The sequence below is a fragment of the Shewanella sp. 125m-1 genome (genome assembly GCF_052977065.1).
In genome coordinates this window covers 1-18,486 of sequence record NZ_JBRILT010000017.1, presented here as the reverse complement: position 1 = coordinate 18,486, position 18,486 = coordinate 1, and the positions used below count along the sequence as shown (strand labels likewise).

Sequence of the window (18,486 nt, the reverse complement as noted above, 5' to 3'; positions counted from 1 at the left end):
TCAGATCTCTAAAGGGCTAATTTGATTTAGATTTTTACCGTCAGAATCCTTTGATGATAAAGTTATTTTTTCACTATTGGGTATCGGCCATTTAATACCGATGGTTGGGTCATTCCAATGGATGGATACTTCTCTTTGTGGGTGATAGTAATCAGTACATTTATAGACATATTCGGCTTCTTTGCTAGTGACGTAAAAACCATGGGCAAAACCCTCAGGTATCCAAAATTGACGCATATTTTCAGCCGATAAATACACACCGACCCATTGACCAAAACTTGGCGAGTTTTTACGAATATCCACCGTCACATCGAATACTTCACCAGAGACAATCCGTACCAGCTTGCCCTGAGTCTGCAAGGTTTGGAAATGTAGGCCCCGTAAAATGCCTTTTTTAGATTTTGAGTGATTATCCTGCACAAAAGGAGTTGGCTTGCCTGTTACCAGCTCTTCAAAACGCGCTTGGTTCCAGGTTTCCATAAAAAAAACACGTTCATCACCAAAAACTTGCGGCTCGATGATTTTTACATCCGGAATATCTGTCTCAATAACTTTCATCAACTTAATCCTGCAAGTTAATACGGTTAAAAAAGAGGTTTAATCCTTGTTGCCAGTCACTTGGCGCAATGCCAAGGGTTTGGTTAATCTTTTGACAGTCTAACCTTGAGTTTAATGGTCGTGTTTGCCCTAGCTTAAGCATTGTTTTAACGAAGTTGCAGCCATACTCGCTAAATACCCAAGCAGTACGCAAAATGGCATGGCGTGGGCAATGACTGATAATAGCTTGCGCACCAGCAAGTTTGCTTTGTCCATATACTGTTTGTGGATTCGGAGTATCTGTTTCGATGTAAGGTGTGCTTTTTAATCCATCGAACACATAATCAGTCGAAGTATGCAGCAATACTGCCTGAGCCTTTGCTGCAGCAAGTGCCAAATTCAATGGCCCTTGCTGATTGATTGCAAAGGCTAGCTCAGGCTCGCTTTCGGCTTTATCTACAGCCGTGTATACGACCGCATTGATGATCACGTCTGGTTCAATTTGGCCTATGATGCTCTGCACCGGATCGCAAATATCAAGTACGGCTTTATCCATAGCGTACTGTTCAACATCGTCACGTTGTTGTAACTGTTCTACGAGGTTGCGGCCTACCTGACCATTACATCCAGTAACTACAACTTTCATTACTTCACCGAAGTCTCTGTAACTAAACGATTAAGGTATTGGCCATACTCATTTTTAAGCATAGGCTTAGCTATATTGAGTATTTGGGTATCCGTTAACCAGCCATTGCGCCACGCAATCTCTTCTAAACAAGCGACTTTAAGGCCTTGCACATTTTCAATGGTTTGCACAAATGATGAAGCTTGATGCAGGCTTTCATGAGTACCAGTATCTAACCAAGCAAAACCACGCCCCAGCAATTCGACGCTAAGCGAGCCATCATCTAAGTACCTTTGATTTAGACTGGTAATCTCAAGCTCACCACGGCCAGAAGGTTCAACTTGCTTTGCCCACTCAGCGACGCGGTTATCGTAGAAATATAGCCCAGTGACTGCATAATTTGATTTTGGCTTGATTGGCTTTTCTTCAATCGAAATGGCCTTCATTTGTTCATCAAACTCTACAACCCCAAAGCGCTCAGGATCTTTAACTTGGTAGCCGAATACAGTTGCACCGTGTGGGCGTGATGCGGCGTTTAGTAATATTTCACTAAAGCCTTGACCGTAAAAAATGTTATCACCAAGGACTAGGCAGACATTGTCATCACCAATAAACTCTTCGCCTATGATAAATGCTTGGGCTAGACCATCAGGGCTAGGTTGTACACGATATTGCAGTTTAATCCCATAATCTGAACCATCGCCAAGAAGTCTCTGAAAACTGTATTGCTCCTCTGGAGTCGTGATAATCAAAATTTCACGAATACCTGCCAACATTAAGGTGGAAATTGGATAATACACCATAGGTTTGTCGTAAATGGGGAGTAGCTGTTTTGAAGTGCCTCGGGTCAATGGATAAAGGCGGGTGCCCGAACCGCCAGCTAATACGATACCTTTCATTATTGTTCTCCTTCACCTAGGCGCGATAGCTGATATTCACCAGACATAACCCGCTGCCACCATGATGAATTGCTTAAGTACCACTCTACTGTTTTACGAATACCTGTTTCAAAACTCTCTACAGGGGTCCAGCCAAGATCGTGTGCGATTTTTGTGGCGTCTATGGCGTAGCGTACGTCATGACCGGGACGATCTTTTACGTAGGTAATCAAATCACGATAATGAGAGACACCATCAGGCTTGTTTGGTGCTAACTCTTCCAGTAGGGCACAAATGGTGTGAACTACTTCAATGTTACGCTTCTCATTATGACCGCCAATATTATAGGTTTCACCAACTTCTCCCTTGGTGACGACTGTGTATAGGGCTCTGGCATGATCTTCTACAAACAGCCAATCACGGATCTGGTTACCATCACCATATATTGGTAACGGTTTTCCATGTAGTGCATTCAAAATAACATGCGGTATGAGTTTTTCAGGGAAGTGATATGGGCCATAATTGTTTGAGCAATTTGTGACTAAAACGGGAAGACCATATGTTCTGCCCCACGCTCTCACTAAGTGATCGGAGCCCGCTTTACTTGCTGAATATGGGCTACTAGGTGAATAAGACGTTTGCTCTGTAAATAGCTCATCGGTACCTATCAAATCGCCATAGACTTCATCAGTTGAAATGTGATGGAAGCGAAATGAAGCCTGCTTTTCTGGTAGTAAACTATTCCAATATTGGCGAGAGACTTCCAATAAGTTGAACGTGCCCAGTAGATTAGTGTGAATAAAGGCCGCTGGCCCATCAATAGAGCGGTCTACATGGGACTCCGCAGCTAAATGCATGACACAGTCAGGTTGATATTGATTAAATACTCTTTCTAGCTCAACTTGATCACAAATATCGACTTTTTCAAAAAAATAACGCTCATTTTGCGAAACATCGTCTAGTGACTCTAAATTGCCTGCATAAGTTAACTTATCAAGATTGATGACAGAGTCATTTGTATTGTTAATCATATATCTCACAACAGCTGAACCAATAAAGCCTGCGCCGCCAGTAATTAATATTTTCACTAAAGTATCCAGTATGTAAGAAAACGTTATTTGTTTTTCTGAGTTAGGTTAAGGTTTAAATAGAGCAAGTTGTTATATGGTGCATTAATGCATTTTTCGCAAGTGTAAGTGTGAAAGCTTAATTAGTTAGTGCCGATTGTTTTCTATTAACCACAGTCCAACATATTTATTAAAGTTCACCTGCGCATAGGTCATGGCAACAATAAATCCTACGCTGCCGTCTAAAAAACCTCTTCGAATAAAGTAGATATGGAAAAAGGTCCACATTCCACGGAGTAGAGCCAGTGCCAATCCTTTTGATTTTTTGCCTTTACGAGCATACTTTTGCGAACCAAGCCATGCGTATTGAGCGGCTTTATTTAATCCGTGCCCATAATCTCTGTGGGTGTAATGTAACAACAGGCCTTTAAGCTTACCCACTGAGCCTTTCGCCGGGATCACGGTTTCGTGCACTTCATCAAGGGTGTAGCTAGAGCCTTGGCGAAGAAATAAACGTAAAACTGAACGAGCGCTGCGGCCGTGTTTCAGGGTCGTGCCGTAAAGCGTGACTCCCCAGGGAAGACGGTACGATGTTTCTTCGATGCTGTCTTGTGACAATAGAGCTATGAGAGCCTGTTTCATCTCATCATCTAATGCCTCATCGGCATCAATAGATAATACCCAGTCGCAAGTAGCTTTATCGAGTGCGCGTTGCTTCTGCTTACCAAATCCTGGCCAGTCAGTTATGGTGATGTTGTTGGTGTACTGTTGACAGATATTGACTGTGTCATCGGTCGAACCGCTGTCTAGAACAATGATTTCATCAGCTATATCTATGATCGACTTAAGGCAAGCCTCAACACGATCGGCTTCATTTTTAGTGATTAGAATAACGGATAAGCTGTGTTTTTTCATATGAGGTATATAGACATCGATTAAAGGAGTTTAGCGTTATAAGAAACTCTGGGGGCGCTATTATAATTAAATACTCACTAAAATATAGTCTAAATTATGCTCAGTGCTTTATTTCGTAATTCAAACATTTAAAGCAACCAATTGGTAGCGTAAGTTAAACGTTTTTAACTAAAAATAAACGACGAGGTTCTTTTTGATAAGGCTGTACTCTAACGTGTTAATAAGTGAAAGTAACAAAGGCAACAATTGAATGGCTAAAAAGCAATTCAATTGTTTTCGGTGTAATAACTTTTCGGTTTATTAATGGTTAGCTAGATTAATATATTGCTGCGCAACATATTGACTATTAATCACTTTAAATATTTCTGGATTATTAATTATTGGAGGGGAAGCTAAACAGGCTAATGCTTTTTCTGCTAGCAATTGTGGCTGACGGCGAGGGACTAAATATTGAGCCAGTTCTCCGGTTAGAATTTCATTTGGACCGTAAGGGCAGTCTGTGCTGACTACTGGGGTTCCACAAATCAGTGACTCGGCAATCACCAGGCCAAAACCTTCAAAATCTGAGCTGAGCAGCATTAATTCTGCTCGTGCTATCCAGGAGTATGGGTTTGATTGAAAACCTGGCGTGATAATGCGGTTTTCAACATTGTACTTTTTCGCAATTTTCCGTGCGCGTTCAGGCCTGTTGGTTAGCAATACTAACTTAGGGGCTGATGGCATAGCTTGCAGCGCTTTAAACAGAGTATCCAGGCGCTTTTGTCGCGTAACCCGGCCAATATGGATCATAAACGGCTCGTTGGGTATCTCATCGTTTGCTTCTAATGCTTTACGTTTTATCTCTTCGATTCTAAAAGGATTATAAATAGCTTGAATGCTTTTAGCTTTGAGCCAGCGGGTATTGCGTAGCTCATCGGCAATACCTTCAGACACTGTAATGATATTTTTCCCAATCAAAGCTTTTGCTTTTGACCAACGTCGATAGAAGTGAACCGGCCCTCGTTTGAGTTCCATGATTAATTCTTGTTTTAACGCGCAATGACAAAAGTAATAACAGGGCTCAAAGTTGCAACCACTCACAACGGTATCGCAGTCCGTAGAGTTGGACAGAAATAGGTCGAATTTACCCTTGGTGTTTTCGACATCCTCAACACATTGCTTTAAGCGCTGCTGCTGTTGTTTCAGAGTTAATGCTTTCTGATTTGGGTAAACATAATGAATAGTGACGTGTTTTGGCGGAGGGAAATCCCCCTCTTGCTGGAAAACAAACAGATGCACATCTTGCCCTGCTTCATGCAAGATCTCTGCTTGAGTTAGCGCAACTTTGACCGTTCCGTTGGCATAAAAATTGTGGCAAAAGATAGCAATCTTTTTCATTCTAGGTATGCCTTTAAGGTTTTTTAAGGCTAGCAATGATACCAGATGAGCAGTTTTTGAACATAAGTAAATGTATTAGCTTGTTAAATATATCGTGTAGCTATGGAACTTGATTTCGCTGCTCCTCGAGCTATGGTGGTTAAATTCTCTGATGTAGACTGCTCACTAATTCGATTATACTCATTGGCAGATTATGCTATTGAATTATGGTTGTTAGATTATGAGATGTTTCGTTATAAGCTTACTAACTGAAGAAAAGAGGCGAGCTCATATCAATCAAGCGTTTTCTTCTCAAGCTATCCCGTTTGAATTTTTTGATGCAATAACTCCGGATCTAAATGAAGCTGAAGCAATTCGCCTGCAGATAGCAACTCAAGGGACAACGCTCAGTAAAGGGGAGCTATCTTGTTTACTCAGCCATGTTGCGATACTTCAGAAAATCGTAGATGAATCGATCCCGTTTGCTGCTATTTTCGAAGATGACATTCATCTAGGTAAAAATGCAAATCATTATTTATGTTCAGACTGCTGGATCCCTGAACAAGTAGAACTGATTAAGCTCGAGATGTTTAATCATATTGCTAAGGGGGCGTTTTGGGGAGGGTATAAACTCGGCTCTGGAACAGAGCTCTTTAAGTTGCAAGGTAGGCATTTAGGCGCTGCAGGTTATGTCGTAAGTTGCAATATGGCGAGTAAACTGTTGAATGAAATCCGTCAATTCAGACCAATAGAAGCGATAGATAAAATTATGTTTGAAGAGATGATTACTTCAAACAAACTGGATGTTTACCAACTGCAGCCTGCGATTTGTGCACAAGATGACATTCTCGATAAGAAAAGCAGTCTGCTCCACAGCAGTTTAAATAGTGAAAGAGTACTGCCAGCGAAGAAAAAGTTGACCATAGGGCAGAAACTGAAGCGTGAGGTCGATCGTATTTTTAGCCGTCGAATTCAATTTAAAAAGCTTCAATAGTTAACGCCGAACTATTCGGCGTTACGCGCCTTGCTTGTTATAATTAAGCTTTATTACTGATGATATAGACCCATGAACCGCACAAAAAAAATCACTTTAAAACACATGAGCAAGCTGAAGAAAGCCAATGCGAAATTGCAAAATAGCAGCAAGCCTAAGTATATTTCTAAGGCAGAAAGAGCAAAACTTGAAGCGTTAGAGGCCGAAAAAACCGAACAAATAGACAGCGAGTAGATTCTTTATTGCGCAATGTGTCGCTTTTCATGATCCAAATGCCATAATTCCGACACGGCTAATATTATTTACCCTAATGAATGTGCCAGAATAGCCGGCTAATTTTGGTTTTGTAGGTTTTTTGACTACAAAACCTAACGGATAGGAGTTACATGAATACAGTATATTCAATCGGAGAACTAGAATCGTTTTTGGTCGCCATCTTGGTTTTGTTTATCGGCCACACAGTTAATCGTCACGTTCCTTTTTTCAAAAAATACAATATTCCAGAGCCTATTATCGGTGGTCTGGTTGTCGCAGCCGTTATCACGGTTCTTCATTTTCAGAATATTACCCTAGCGTTTTCTTTGCCAATGCAAAATACGTTAATGCTGATGTTCTTTAGCACTGTGGGTCTGGCTGCCAGTTATAAACTGCTCGCTCGTGGTGGTAAAAAAGTCTTTATTTTTCTTGGCATAGCCTCTATTTACATCATCTTGCAAAATGCTGTCGGCGTGAGTTTAGCAACGGCACTAGGCTTAGAGCCTCTGATGGGGCTGGTCGCTGGTTCGATTACGCTTTCTGGCGGTCATGGCACCGGTGCTGCTTGGTCACAAACTTTTTCCGACCATTACAATATGAACACGCTAGAATTTGCTATGGCTGCGGCGACGTTCGGTTTAGTCATGGGTGGCATTATTGGTGGCCCAGTAGCACAAAGGTTAATCGATAAGCATAAGCTTGAATCTTCATACGGCATTGGTGGCAACCACCATAAAGACCATCCTGATTTGGTAACGTATGACCAACTCGAAGAAGATAACGTCACAGCTAAGAGCGTATTAGAAACGCTGTTTATTATTATGCTGTGTGTGGCGGGAGCCAAATGGGTTGGGCATTTAGTCGTAAGCTTTGAGATAAGCTGGTTGAAGATGCCGGACTTTGTTTATGCGCTATTTCTAGGGGTGATGATTACCAACCTGACTGAAATGACTCGCGGCTATAAGATGAATAACGAGTGCGTAGATATTTTAGGTACCGTTGCTTTGTCGCTGTTTCTTGCTATGGCGCTAATGAGCCTAAAGCTATGGGAAATTTTTGATTTAGCGATCCCGCTATTGATTATTTTGATGGTACAAACGGTTGTTTTAGCGATATTTGCCTATTTTGTTACGTTCAAAATAATGGGTTCTGATTACGATGCCGCTGTAATTGCTGGAGGTCACTGTGGATTTGGCATGGGGGCGACGCCTACCGCAGTGATGAATATGGGAGCGCTTGTTTCTCGCAATGGCCCTTCACCACAAGCCTTTATGGTGGTGCCAATTGTGGGTGCTTTCTTTATTGATATCGTTAACTTGATTGTACTGCAAGGCTATATCAGCTTTATTTTATAGCACTAAAAATCAACGACAAAAAGGCACGCTCGCGCGTGCCTTTGTTATTTTTAAACGCTCATTTAGTGTGATCCGATTAGACCAAATGACGGCCACCATCGATTTTGATTGCTTGTCCTGTGATGTATTGACTATCTAGCAGATACTTTACTGCTTTGAGCGCCTCAGCTTCTCCGCCTTCTTGTTTAATGAGCGCCTTATTCAAAGCCTTCTGCTTGTAGTTATCATCGTCATCAGGGTTAAACATCAGCATGGCGGGTGCAATACTGTTGACTTTAATTTGGGGGGCAAACTTAGCGGCAAAAGAGAGGGTAAGATTATGCAACGCGGCTTTGCTTGCAGCGTATGCAGCATGTTTGCTACTGCCCTTGTCGACAACATAATCGGTGATATGAATAATGTCGCCAACGGGGTGTTCATTTTTTTGCAGCAAAGGCGCGAGGGCTATATTGATTGCGTATGGCGTGGTGGCGTGGATCCGCATCATCTTTTCTATCCTTACCATTGCGCTAGCCGCATCAGTGTCCGGTAGCCAGTCCGACGCATTATGGATAATAGCCCGTAGGCTTGAGTAAGAGTGCGTAATGTCCTTAAGTAGCCTCTCTGTTTGTGCAGTATCGTAAAAATCACATTGATGAAGCTGCACGCCTAGCGTTTCAAGTTGCTGTAGCGTTGCTCGTGGCGTGCGATATGTACCGATAACCTGGTAACCGTCTTCGGCTAAATGCTTTGCTAGATAGAAACCAACGCGCTTGCCGACGCCGGTGATCAAAATGGTTGCGCTCATTTGACTGCCTATTTTATCTAAGAAATTCAATTCTGGTGGCTGGGTTCGATTTAAAGCAGCCGCCGAGTGCCGTTGTTTGTGTCTGTGATTGAGTATCCATTACACCTCGCGACTTTACACAGTAGTGGGTGGCATTAATGCTAACAGCAACGTCTGCTGTTCCAAGTAGAGTCTGTAGGGCAACTAACACTTGTTTGGTTAGGCGCTCTTGTACTTGGGGTCGTTGAGCAAAGAAGCGTACTAATCGATTGATTTTAGATAAACCAATGATGGTCTCTTTTGGAATGTAGGCCACCTTGGCGAGACCATCAATGGTAATAAAGTGGTGTTCGCAAGTGCTGACAACACTAATGTCACTGATCTTGACCATTTCATCGACGCCCATTTTGTTCTCTATTTGGGCTATCTTAGGAAAATTCGCATAATCTAAACCGGCAAAAACCTCGTTGACGTACATCTTGGCAATGCGGTGTGGGGTCTCGCAAAGGCTGTCATCGCTAAGGTCTAGCCCTAGGGTCGATATCACTTCAGTCATCAAGCCTTTAATTCGATCATACTTTTGCTGGGTATTCATATCTGATGGTAAAAGTGGTGTTTCTAGGCCTTTAGCAATAAGGGCATTTTTCACCTGTTCTGCTTGTGATAAGTCCATCGTTGACTCCTTTATGGCATTAACAGCCAAAATGTTACTCTCGGTGATATTCAAGTGTTAGAGATACTGAGTCTGCAAATCGCAAAGCATGGGGCTTATCGACTGTGACACGCGCAAATTGCACCCAGGAGTGATCACAACTGATCTCAAGCACATCGGACACCAGCTTTTCTAGCAACAAAAATCGTCCTTGCTCTACATGTTGGATGATGGCCTTAGTGATTTTTTTGTAGTTGAGCGCAGCTTCTACATCATCTTCCAAAATCGCATGCTGAGCCGGGTATTGGATTTCAATGTTGATCACCACATCTTGCATTTTCTCTCGCTCTTCTTGGTTGAAGCCGATGAAGGTTCGCAGACGTAAATTAGTGATTTTTATGGTGGCAATACTGACAGTCATTAGTCGTCCTTTTCATTTAACTATAGAGCTGATTACGTAAGATTCAGTAATTTAGATCATCTGTTTACATAGGAGTCAAACCAGAAGATCTAAAATGGCGTTTCTTTCGTACAGGTTTGTAGTGATGTAATAGAGAGAGTTGCAATGAAAAGTAATCAACAGGTTTGGCTAGGATTAGGTTATGCGGGACTACTGCCTTTTATTATCGCGACGGTGATGACTTGGGCTGACTGGTCATTGCCTTGGTTTGAACCTCAGTTTGCTTTTATCAGCTACAGTGCAACTATCCTTAGTTTTCTAGCGGGTACATTGTGGGGGCGGGTCTTATCTCTGTATTCCGTTGATAATCTAGGTAACCTGCTTATCCTCAGTAATCTTTATGCTCTTTTAGCATGGTTTTCTCTATTACTTTCTATGCCCATTGTTAGCTTGATTGCATTGGCTTTCGGTTATTTCAGCTTGTTAAGTATTGAAAAAAACTGCGACAACCTACCTGTGAATAACAGTTATCAAAGAATGCGCACTAGGCTGACCTACGTGGCATTGTTAACTCATTTATTGATGCTAATAAAGCTATTGATTGGAGGTTAAAATGAAACTTAGGATATTTTACGACTCATTGTGTCCATTGTGTGATGCCGAAATGAAGCAGATAAAAGCGTTAGATAAACACAATAATATTGAGCTGCAAGATCTCAATCAGCACAACTTTGAAATTAACTTCCCCAATATTGATGCTGCATTGGCTAATCGAATCTTACATGCTGAGCTTGCAGACGGCACTTTAATCAAAGGCTTAGATGTGACTTATCAGGCTTGGGCTGCCGTTGGAAAGGGGCGTTGGGTTGCTTTGCTCAGAACTCCTCTAATAAAGCCAGTCGCTGATTTGGGCTATCTTTTTTTTGCAAAACACAGATATCGAATTTCATATTTGTTAACAGGCAAGCAGCGCTGCGAAAGCGGTACTTGCTCCCGCTAGTTTTCTTATCGACTAGAATTAATTTTGACATTGATGCAATCAATAACGATTTAGATTCGTTATAGCTAATGAACATCTTATCAATCAAAAGGACATTCTGATATGAAATCGACAAAAACGGCCGTAGGGGCAACAGTTGCAGGTATTCTCGCTGCGAGCATCTCAATGGGGGCTCAAGCTGTACCGGATCAGCCCAAAGAGTGGGAAAAGTGTGCCGGGGTGGCCAAAGCCGGGGCAAATGATTGTGGTGCCCTAGATGGTAGCCACGGTTGTGCGGGACAAGCTAAAGAAGACAATATGTCTACCGAATGGATTTATGTCCCCGCAGGGACTTGCGACAAGATAACTGGCGGTGAAGTTAAAGCCGTTAAACCGGCTAAAAGCTAGTGCTTACCTCAAGCATAGCGGGCGCAGGCATAGGCCTGCGCATCCCTCATGTACAACCATTACTCGCAGACGAAACCATAGAGATCCCCTGGTTGGAGGTGCTAGTTGATAACTGGCTAGTAGAGGGGGGATTAAATCAACATCTTCTCAATGCCGTGAGTGATCGCTTTGAGTTGGTTTTCCACAGCGTAGGCCTATCTTTAGGTGGCCCCAGTCCACTTGATTTCGATTACCTTCAACAGATAAAAACCTTAAAGCAGCAATGTGGCGCCCATTGGTATTCTGAACATGCCAGTTTCTCTGGTAATGATGACTTCAAAGTGGCTGATCTACTGCCATTGCCTTATACCCAAGAGGCGGTGATGCATATCAGTCAGCGTATTAAGCAGACTCAAGATTTTTTGGGTGAAAGGATTTTACTCGAAAACGTGTCTACCTATATGAGCTGTCGTCATAATGAGCTGAGTGAGGGGGAGTTTATTGCGGCCATAGCGGAAGAGGCAGATTGTTACCTGTTACTCGATATTAATAACGCTTTTGTGACTAGCGTGAATCTCAATCAGTCGTTGCGCTCATTTATGGACGTTATTCCGGTCGAAAGGGTCAAGCAGATCCATCTTGCAGGTTTTCATGATAAGGGTGATTACTTGCTTGATGCCCATAATCACCCTGTCGCTCCGAGTGTGTGGGCGGCATTTACCGCATACATTCAGCAACACGGGCCTATCCCCAGCATGATTGAATGGGATAGCGAATTGCCGACGTTAGCGCGATTACTGCAAGAGCTGCAAATAGCCGCTGAAATTTTACGATTAGCGCCAACAGAGCGCGTTAACGATGAGATGGCTATGGGTAAACATGTGGTAGGTGAACGATGCGCTTAGCAGATTGGCAGTCGGCTTTTATTCATGCCCTTGAGCCACAGGGGAATGCAAATAAGCTTACTCAGCTTGTTAATGAGCGAGAGCTAAATAGGGTTGATATCTATCGTAATAACGCATTTCAGGCATTAAATAGTGCCCTACAACTGGTTTTTCCGGTTTGCAAATTGGTCGTTGGTGAAGCTTGTTTTACGCAGTTGGTAAAAGGTTATTGCCAGCAATATCCTCTCGCGGACTGCAATTTGAATCGATACGGGCAACACTTTTCATATTGGTTAGCGATAGAAACCTGTCAGCATGCAGCCTTTAAAGATTTAGAATATTTACCAGAATTAGCTCAGTTAGAGTGGTTGTTAAATCAAAGCTATTACAGCATGGACTTGCACGAATTTATGCAGTCGACAAATTGTCGTTTAGAGGCGTTAGCGGAGCTTAGTGAATCAGCGCAGCAGCAGGTTACATTGTTACTGAGGCCGGATGTGGCGCTATTGACGTGTCAGTATCAGGTGCAGCAGGTGTGGGCTAGGCATAATACCCAGCAAGGCATACAAGAATACACAGGTTCAGGCCCTCATTACCTGGTGATATATCGAGACAGATTTAAGGTGCAATTGAGTGTAGTCAGTAAAGCTGAAATGTTTTTACTGCAAGGGATAGCATCTGGGCAAACCTTGGCGCAAATTACCAATTCTGAGCTCGATCTCAGTCTCTTGTCTGGGTTGATTGAACGTCAATGGGTCTGCGGTTTTAGCTTGCCCGTAACTGACTTACTCGCAATAGGTTTGGCTACCAAACACTTGCCTACCAAGCAATGACTGGCTGACTAGAATGGACAGAGAGCTACTGCAAAGCTTATATCGATATTGTTTTTGTTTGACTGCCAACTCCTCTCAAGCTGAAGATCTACTGCAAACCGCAATCGAGCGCTGGCTAAAATGCAGTGCCAAGCCTGTTTCTTTGCGAGCCTATCTAAGAGCAATTATTCGTAACCAATTTATTGATGATTGTCGTAGGCTTAAATTGGTGGACTTTGAACCCCTAGATGATAATGCTCCAGCCCTGCTCGACGAAACCTGTTTGGAAGAGATTGAAATCCAACATGATCTTATCGAATATCTGTTTGAACAACTTAATTCAGCAGAAAGAGAAGTGCTCTATCTGTGGGCGCTCGAAGGCTATAGCGCGGCAGAAATTGCAGAGGACTTAGGCCAACCCCGAGGCACGATTTTGTCGCGTTTACATCGTATTAAATTGAAATCTGCCGACATAGTGCTCGGTGAACCCGTTCTGACTACAGGGGGGCAATAAAGATGAATAATAAAACCGATGCCGCCGAGATGAACTTTAAAGCTCAGGTAAAGCGCCATATTGACAAGCAAATGCTCAGTGAGCTTGGGCTTAATAAAATTGAAGCGCTGCTCGATAGCGTTGACCAAACTGTCGAAGAGGAATGTGCAACACGGGATCAACAAGCGGATTTGAATACTGCACAGGGATCTGGCTGTGATGGCACGCATCGTTATAGCTGTAATAGTAACTCAGAGAGTGATAACTCGCGTGATGGCCGCAGCCGTAATCGATTTAAACTCATGCTTGGTATGGTTGCGAGTTTATTACTGCTAGTGCTGGGTGTGCAGTTGTATCCGCATATGAGCTGGCAAGATAACACCACTCGGCCGAATTCGTTTGCTGTAACGAATAGCATGAGTTGGAAGATTGCCGATGAAGTGGCTAAAAATCATATCAAAATGAAGCCGTTGGAGGTGCAAACTAAGCAACTTTCTACCTTAAGGCAATATTTCACCGAACTTGATTTTGCTATCGTAAATTCGAGTCGAATTGGAGCTAATGGGCAGATGTTAGGCGGTCGCTATTGTTCAGTTCAAGGCCTTACCGCGGCTCAAATACGGTTCAGCGATCAAGGACAAGCTATCACTCTATATGAAGTGCAGTACGATAGGGCGCTATACGGTGAATTGCCCAATATAGAAGCGGGTGACCTGCCTATTGAGCTAGTAGCGAGGGGGGTGGCAGTCTCTATTTGGGTAGAAAAAGGACTATTGATGGCGAGTGCTCGCTTGGCTCACTAAATCTGTCATAAGAGATGACGAATAAAGTGAGCCTTAAGTTATTGGGTTTATAGATTTAGCCAGTACTAGTCGATGGTTTTATGGTCTCGATGATAAAGAGCCCATTGTTCGACTTTTTCGCCACTTGGCAAAGTGCAGAACCCTGTCGCTAAATCCACTTTCCCCTCGAGTGATAAACAGTATTCTGCCGCAGGATTAGGGGCGTCTAAGATCCCTGCTTCACTTTTAGATTGTTTTTGGTGCTTGCTGAACAATGACCATTGTTCAATTTTTTCACCGTTAGGTAGAGAACAGACCCCTGACACTGGGTCAACCTCCCCATTTAGTGATAAACAGTATTCTGTTGCAGGGTTGGGGATGTATGTCGTTTCAACAGCTTGTTCATGATTTTGACGATACAGTTGCCACTGTTCAATTTGTTTACCGCTGGGTAAGGTGCACATGCCGGTGGCTATGTTGAGCTTACCTTGTTGCGATATACAAAACTCTGATGCAGGGTTGGGGGCACTGCTAGAGTCTGCCGCTTGTTCGTTGTCGCGACGAAATAAGGTCCACTGCTCGACTTCTTCACCGTTAGCTAACGTGCAGATGCTAGTTGCTAAATCTACTTTGCCACCTTGTGCTATACAGTTTTCGCTAGCCGGGTTGGCTAGCTGCGGTTTAGTTAGGCTTTGCTTGGTTGAATCACGATAAAGGGTCCATTCTTCCACGCGCTTGCCATCGGGTAGATTACAGTAGCCAACTTGTCCGTTGTCGTTATTTTCTATGACGATATAGCCACCGAGTGAAATACAAAACATAGATGCTGGATTGGCGAGTGTAGTTGCATCTTTTTGGCTAAGTTCTGGCTCCGGTTCTTTTGGATTACAAGCACTTAATAGCATAGCTGTTGTAATCATTAAACTCATTATTAGGGGCTTTTTCATATCTAATCATTCTCCACAGAGTTGATTTAGCTGGGGTTGATACTAATCGATATAAAGAAGAGGGTTAACTCAGAGCTATTTCTTGATGCTTAATTCAAGCCGAATGAGTAAAGGTGTATTGATCCCTTATGAACTCATTGAGCGCAGAAGTTGGCAGCAAAAATACTCCTTTATCACTTCTGATATAGCGTTAGTGAGCTTACATGTAGAATTACTATACTCTTCATTTGCTAAGCGTAAAGGAAGATTTCACTGATAAGAGTAGTAAAGGTTTACTGAAAAGACTGTGAATATAAGCAGATAAAAGAATAATGAAGCAGCTTTTTAAGCTGCTTCTAGTGACCTGTAGAAAGAACTAGCCGCAGACTTTACAGTTGCTTTGTTTTGGCAGTTTCATTTCTCGAAACTCCATCGTCATCGCATCGAACATCAAAATGCGGCCTGCTAAGGTCTGGCCCATATTGGCAATGACCTTGATCGCTTCGACCGCCTGCAAGCAACCGATCATACCGACCACTGGCGCCAAAATCCCTGATTCAACGCAACTAAGCTGCTGCTCACCAAAAAGTTGGCTAAAGCAGTGGTAGCAAGGGGTATTGGCTTGATAGTCAAATACAGTAACCATGCCTTCCATGCGAATTGCGGCTGCAGATATGAGTGGTTTTTTATGCTTAAAGCAGCTTTGGTTAAGCTGCTCACGCACGGCGACATTGTCGGTACAATCCATCACTATTGAGTGCTGCTCAACTAATGCATCAATCTCATGATCATCTAGCACAGCATTGATAGTGTCTATCTGAATATGTGGATTAAGCGCCGTTAAACTTTGCTTGGCTGAGTCCACTTTAGCTTGGCCGACATTGGCGTCTTGATGCAATACCTGTCTTTGTAGATTCGATATCTCGACGGTATCAAAGTCCACTAAGGTCATTGAGCCTATACCTGCCACTGCTAGATATTGGCTCGCTGCGCAGCCTAAGCCGCCGGCACCAATAATCAATATGTTAGCCTGCTTGAGCTTTTCTTGACCTTCAAAGTCCATCGACTTAATCGATATTTGGCGGCTATAACGCAATATTTCAGCGTCAGACAGTATTTCGTCTGTTGCTGCATGTTCTGTGGACATCTATCTGATCTCTTAAGCTAGTTTTGTTGTGCTTGGGTTAGCAAAGCACGCTATTAAACGGTTCTACCGTGACGTGAGAACCGTCACTTAGGCCATCACAATCTTGCGCTAAAATAATAAAGCAGTTTGCCAGTGTCATTGATGTCAGCATACCTGAGCCTTGGCCACCCGTGACAGCGACTTCAGCATCGCCTTGTGCGTTATAGCTTAAAATTGCGCGCTGATACTCCACTCGACCGGGGACTTTACGGATCTCACCCTTTAGTGTGGCAGTTAAAGTGACGGGCTTAGTCTGAGGTAATCCTTGCATCTTATTGAGCAATGGCCAAACGAGTTTGTAAAAGGTCACCATTGAAGAGACGGGGTTGCCAGGTAAACCACAGAAAACGGCATCACCCAAATGACCAAATGCAAAAGGTTTACCGGGCTTGATAGCGAGCTTCCAGAAGGTGATTTGGCCTTCTTCGTCTAATATTTGCTTGGTGTAGTCGGCATCACCCACTGACACGCCGCCAGAAGTCAGCACCATATCTGCAGATTCAGAAGCCATTTTAAAGGCTTGGCGAATCGCTTCTTTGTCATCTTCGATAACACCCAGATCGATCCACTCGATATTACCGCGGCTCAGTAAGCCTTGAATACTATAACGGTTAGAGTCATAGATTTGGCCTGGGCCCAATTCGCTACCGACAGGGCGAAGTTCATCACCGGTTGAGAAAAAGGCGACTTTAACAATGCGCTTAACACGCAGCTGGCTTGCCCCTATGGTGGCTAATACACCCATCTCTGCTGCGCCAATTAAGGTGCCTGCAGTCAGTACTTTAGTACCGCTTGTGAGCTCTTCTCCACGGTAACGTACGTTGGCTCCCTTTTCTTTAGGGGCTGCGATGGTAATTTGTTCGCCGTCAGCTTTGACCTTTTCTTGCATCTGCACCGTATCGTAACCACTTGGCACTGGTGCGCCCGTCATGATACGAATACAACCGCCTTGAATGCACTCGCCTGTAAAGGGGTGACCCGCGAAAGATTGGCCAATTAATTTAAGTGGCTTATCGGCACTTAGATCGGCAAAGTTAAAGGCATAACCATCCATTGCTGAATTATCGAAAGGGGGCAGATCGATATGCGAGGCAAGATCTTCAGCCAGTACTCGGCCTAATGATTGTGGCAATGTCACGACTTCAGAGTCTGTGATGGGTTTTACTTGTTCTAGTAATTTAACGATAGCCTGATCGGGATGCATTAGGCTAGGTTGCGAGCATGGATCTGCATGAGTCTGCATCTATCTATCCTTGAGACGTGAATCGGAACGTTAAGTAAAAACGAATATAGTGCATTATGCCACGGTGAATGTAGATGGCTATGATCTGCGCGGCAGTTTTTAAACACAATCAAAATAGAAGCATAATTAATCGTGATAATTATGATTCTATTGCTTTGAGTTGAAATACAGGCTTTAAGCCTGATTTAACTCGGTTTTTTGTTAAATACAATGGTTAACAAGGTAGCCGAGAAGCCTGTAAATGAAAACTATTATTATTTAATTAACAGTCACTTAAGTAAATTTTATTGCAATTAGTTGCTAGCTTGATAACAATGACGTTTATAAATCGAAAGCCCTAAGGAATTGCAATGTTAGCCCAGAAGATGATTGACCAGTTAAATGACCAGATCAATATGGAGTTCTTCTCCTCTAACCTTTACCTGCAAATGAGTGCATGGTGTGAAGACAAAGGCTTTGAAGGGGCGGCTAAGTTTATGCGTGCTCATGCAGACGAAGAGATGGGTCATATGCATCGCTTGTTCACTTACGTCAGTGAAACTGGCGGTATGCCATTATTAGGCACTATCGAAGCACCACAGGCTGATTTTCCATCTCTACTGGCTTTGTTTGAATACACCTATGAACATGAGCAATTGATCACTAAGCAGATCAACCAATTGGCTCATGCAGCTTTTACTAACCAAGACTATTCTACTTTTAACTTCTTGCAGTGGTATGTGTCAGAGCAGCACGAAGAAGAGAAACTATTCAAGTCTATCGTCGATAAAATTCGTCTAGTGGGTGAAGATGGCAAGGCGCTATTCTTTGTCGATAAAGATTTGGCACAGATGGCTGTTGAAGAGTCTGCAAGTGTAATGACGAGCGCTGCAGTATAAATCGCCAGTTTAAAAGAATATAAAAGAGCAGCTTAGCTGTAATGCCGTTCACTTAAGGTGAACGGCATTTTTATTTTTGGCATACCGTTGAGGCCTTGGTTTTACTGTTCTGGGGA

Annotated in this window: 23 protein-coding genes; 11 read left to right on the top strand and 12 right to left on the bottom strand. The window is 43.1% G+C overall.

The window, feature by feature from the left end; genetic code table 11:
* From rfbC to ACVBIK_RS09685, 6 genes are all read right to left on the bottom strand, one after another.
* On the bottom strand, positions 1-558 hold the full coding sequence (rfbC, locus tag ACVBIK_RS09710) for a dTDP-4-dehydrorhamnose 3,5-epimerase (protein ID WP_447169566.1): 558 nt from the start codon (positions 556-558) through the stop codon (positions 1-3).
* Between the two features lie 4 nt (positions 559-562).
* Positions 563-1,183 (bottom strand): SDR family oxidoreductase, encoded by a 621-nt coding sequence (locus tag ACVBIK_RS09705; protein WP_447169565.1) that lies wholly within the window; start codon positions 1,181-1,183, stop codon positions 563-565.
* Entirely contained in the window at positions 1,183-2,061 is an 879-nt protein-coding gene (rfbA, locus tag ACVBIK_RS09700; protein WP_447169564.1) for a glucose-1-phosphate thymidylyltransferase RfbA, read from the bottom strand. The genes ACVBIK_RS09705 and rfbA overlap by 1 nt, the downstream gene beginning before the upstream one ends.
* Positions 2,061-3,128 carry a dTDP-glucose 4,6-dehydratase gene (rfbB, locus tag ACVBIK_RS09695; protein WP_447164176.1) on the bottom strand — a complete coding sequence of 356 codons (1,068 nt, stop codon included), beginning with the start codon at positions 3,126-3,128 and terminating at the stop codon, positions 2,061-2,063. The genes rfbA and rfbB overlap by 1 nt, the downstream gene beginning before the upstream one ends.
* 126 nt (positions 3,129-3,254) lie before the next feature.
* The gene (locus ACVBIK_RS09690) at positions 3,255-4,022 is read right to left on the bottom strand and encodes a glycosyltransferase family 2 protein (RefSeq protein WP_447169563.1); all 768 of its coding nucleotides are present in this window, start codon (positions 4,020-4,022) and stop codon (positions 3,255-3,257) included.
* A gap of 300 nt (positions 4,023-4,322) precedes the next feature.
* Complete coding sequence (locus ACVBIK_RS09685) at positions 4,323-5,399, bottom strand: glycosyltransferase (protein ID WP_447169562.1); 1,077 nt, start codon at positions 5,397-5,399, stop codon at positions 4,323-4,325.
* Between the two features lie 220 nt (positions 5,400-5,619).
* On the opposite strand from ACVBIK_RS09685, the gene ACVBIK_RS09680 reads away from it, so the two are divergent.
* The 3 genes from ACVBIK_RS09680 (at position 5,620) to gltS (ending at position 7,982) form a co-directional block, all read left to right on the top strand.
* Positions 5,620-6,372 (top strand): glycosyltransferase family 25 protein, encoded by a 753-nt coding sequence (locus ACVBIK_RS09680; protein ID WP_447169561.1) that lies wholly within the window; start codon positions 5,620-5,622, stop codon positions 6,370-6,372.
* Positions 6,373-6,444: 72 nt separating this feature from the next.
* Complete coding sequence (locus ACVBIK_RS09675) at positions 6,445-6,606, top strand: DUF2986 domain-containing protein (protein ID WP_447161050.1); 162 nt, start codon at positions 6,445-6,447, stop codon at positions 6,604-6,606.
* A gap of 152 nt (positions 6,607-6,758) precedes the next feature.
* Positions 6,759-7,982: a sodium/glutamate symporter gene (gene gltS / locus ACVBIK_RS09670; RefSeq protein ID WP_447161051.1), complete on the top strand. Its 1,224-nt coding sequence runs from the start codon at positions 6,759-6,761 to the stop codon at positions 7,980-7,982.
* A 76-nt stretch (positions 7,983-8,058) separates the two neighbouring features.
* Here the strand turns inward: gltS and folM are convergent, their stop codons facing one another.
* The 3 genes from folM to folX are packed head-to-tail and all read right to left on the bottom strand — an operon-like array spanning position 8,059 to position 9,821.
* A complete protein-coding gene (gene folM, locus ACVBIK_RS09665) occupies positions 8,059-8,769 on the bottom strand; it encodes a dihydromonapterin reductase (RefSeq protein WP_447161052.1) in 711 nt (236 codons plus the stop codon).
* Between the two features lie 13 nt (positions 8,770-8,782).
* The gene (gene folE, locus ACVBIK_RS09660; RefSeq protein WP_447169560.1) at positions 8,783-9,421 is read right to left on the bottom strand and encodes a GTP cyclohydrolase I FolE; all 639 of its coding nucleotides are present in this window, start codon (positions 9,419-9,421) and stop codon (positions 8,783-8,785) included.
* Positions 9,422-9,455: 34 nt separating this feature from the next.
* Positions 9,456-9,821: a dihydroneopterin triphosphate 2'-epimerase gene (gene folX / locus ACVBIK_RS09655; protein WP_447161054.1), complete on the bottom strand. Its 366-nt coding sequence runs from the start codon at positions 9,819-9,821 to the stop codon at positions 9,456-9,458.
* A gap of 144 nt (positions 9,822-9,965) precedes the next feature.
* On the opposite strand from folX, the gene ACVBIK_RS09650 reads away from it, so the two are divergent.
* From ACVBIK_RS09650 to ACVBIK_RS09620, 7 genes are all read left to right on the top strand, one after another.
* Positions 9,966-10,412 carry a DUF3429 domain-containing protein gene (locus ACVBIK_RS09650; RefSeq protein WP_447169559.1) on the top strand — a complete coding sequence of 149 codons (447 nt, stop codon included), beginning with the start codon at positions 9,966-9,968 and terminating at the stop codon, positions 10,410-10,412.
* Position 10,413: 1 nt separating this feature from the next.
* Positions 10,414-10,800 (top strand): thiol-disulfide oxidoreductase DCC family protein, encoded by a 387-nt coding sequence (locus tag ACVBIK_RS09645; RefSeq protein ID WP_447164169.1) that lies wholly within the window; start codon positions 10,414-10,416, stop codon positions 10,798-10,800.
* Positions 10,801-10,902: 102 nt separating this feature from the next.
* Positions 10,903-11,187 (top strand): BufA1 family periplasmic bufferin-type metallophore, encoded by a 285-nt coding sequence (locus tag ACVBIK_RS09640; RefSeq protein WP_447164168.1) that lies wholly within the window; start codon positions 10,903-10,905, stop codon positions 11,185-11,187.
* Positions 11,187-12,071, top strand: coding sequence for a DUF692 domain-containing protein (locus tag ACVBIK_RS09635; protein ID WP_447169558.1), 885 nt, complete (start codon positions 11,187-11,189; stop codon positions 12,069-12,071). The genes ACVBIK_RS09640 and ACVBIK_RS09635 overlap by 1 nt, the downstream gene beginning before the upstream one ends.
* Positions 12,062-12,883: an HvfC/BufC family peptide modification chaperone gene (locus ACVBIK_RS09630; RefSeq protein ID WP_447164166.1), complete on the top strand. Its 822-nt coding sequence runs from the start codon at positions 12,062-12,064 to the stop codon at positions 12,881-12,883. The genes ACVBIK_RS09635 and ACVBIK_RS09630 overlap by 10 nt, the downstream gene beginning before the upstream one ends.
* Before the next feature lie 13 nt (positions 12,884-12,896).
* Complete coding sequence (locus ACVBIK_RS09625) at positions 12,897-13,376, top strand: RNA polymerase sigma factor (protein WP_447161060.1); 480 nt, start codon at positions 12,897-12,899, stop codon at positions 13,374-13,376.
* A gap of 2 nt (positions 13,377-13,378) precedes the next feature.
* Positions 13,379-14,158, top strand: coding sequence for a hypothetical protein (locus ACVBIK_RS09620; protein WP_447169557.1), 780 nt, complete (start codon positions 13,379-13,381; stop codon positions 14,156-14,158).
* 65 nt (positions 14,159-14,223) lie between these two features.
* Here the strand turns inward: ACVBIK_RS09620 and ACVBIK_RS09615 are convergent, their stop codons facing one another.
* The 3 genes from ACVBIK_RS09615 to moeA form a co-directional block, all read right to left on the bottom strand.
* The gene (locus ACVBIK_RS09615; protein ID WP_447169556.1) at positions 14,224-15,057 is read right to left on the bottom strand and encodes a DUF333 domain-containing protein; all 834 of its coding nucleotides are present in this window, start codon (positions 15,055-15,057) and stop codon (positions 14,224-14,226) included.
* Positions 15,058-15,439: 382 nt separating this feature from the next.
* Complete coding sequence (gene moeB / locus ACVBIK_RS09610) at positions 15,440-16,210, bottom strand: molybdopterin-synthase adenylyltransferase MoeB (protein WP_447169555.1); 771 nt, start codon at positions 16,208-16,210, stop codon at positions 15,440-15,442.
* Positions 16,211-16,247: 37 nt separating this feature from the next.
* The gene (gene moeA, locus ACVBIK_RS09605; protein ID WP_447169554.1) at positions 16,248-17,492 is read right to left on the bottom strand and encodes a molybdopterin molybdotransferase MoeA; all 1,245 of its coding nucleotides are present in this window, start codon (positions 17,490-17,492) and stop codon (positions 16,248-16,250) included.
* Positions 17,493-17,842: 350 nt separating this feature from the next.
* On the opposite strand from moeA, the gene ftnA reads away from it, so the two are divergent.
* Positions 17,843-18,370 carry a non-heme ferritin gene (ftnA, locus tag ACVBIK_RS09600; protein ID WP_447161065.1) on the top strand — a complete coding sequence of 176 codons (528 nt, stop codon included), beginning with the start codon at positions 17,843-17,845 and terminating at the stop codon, positions 18,368-18,370.
* Positions 18,371-18,486 lie beyond the last annotated feature (116 nt).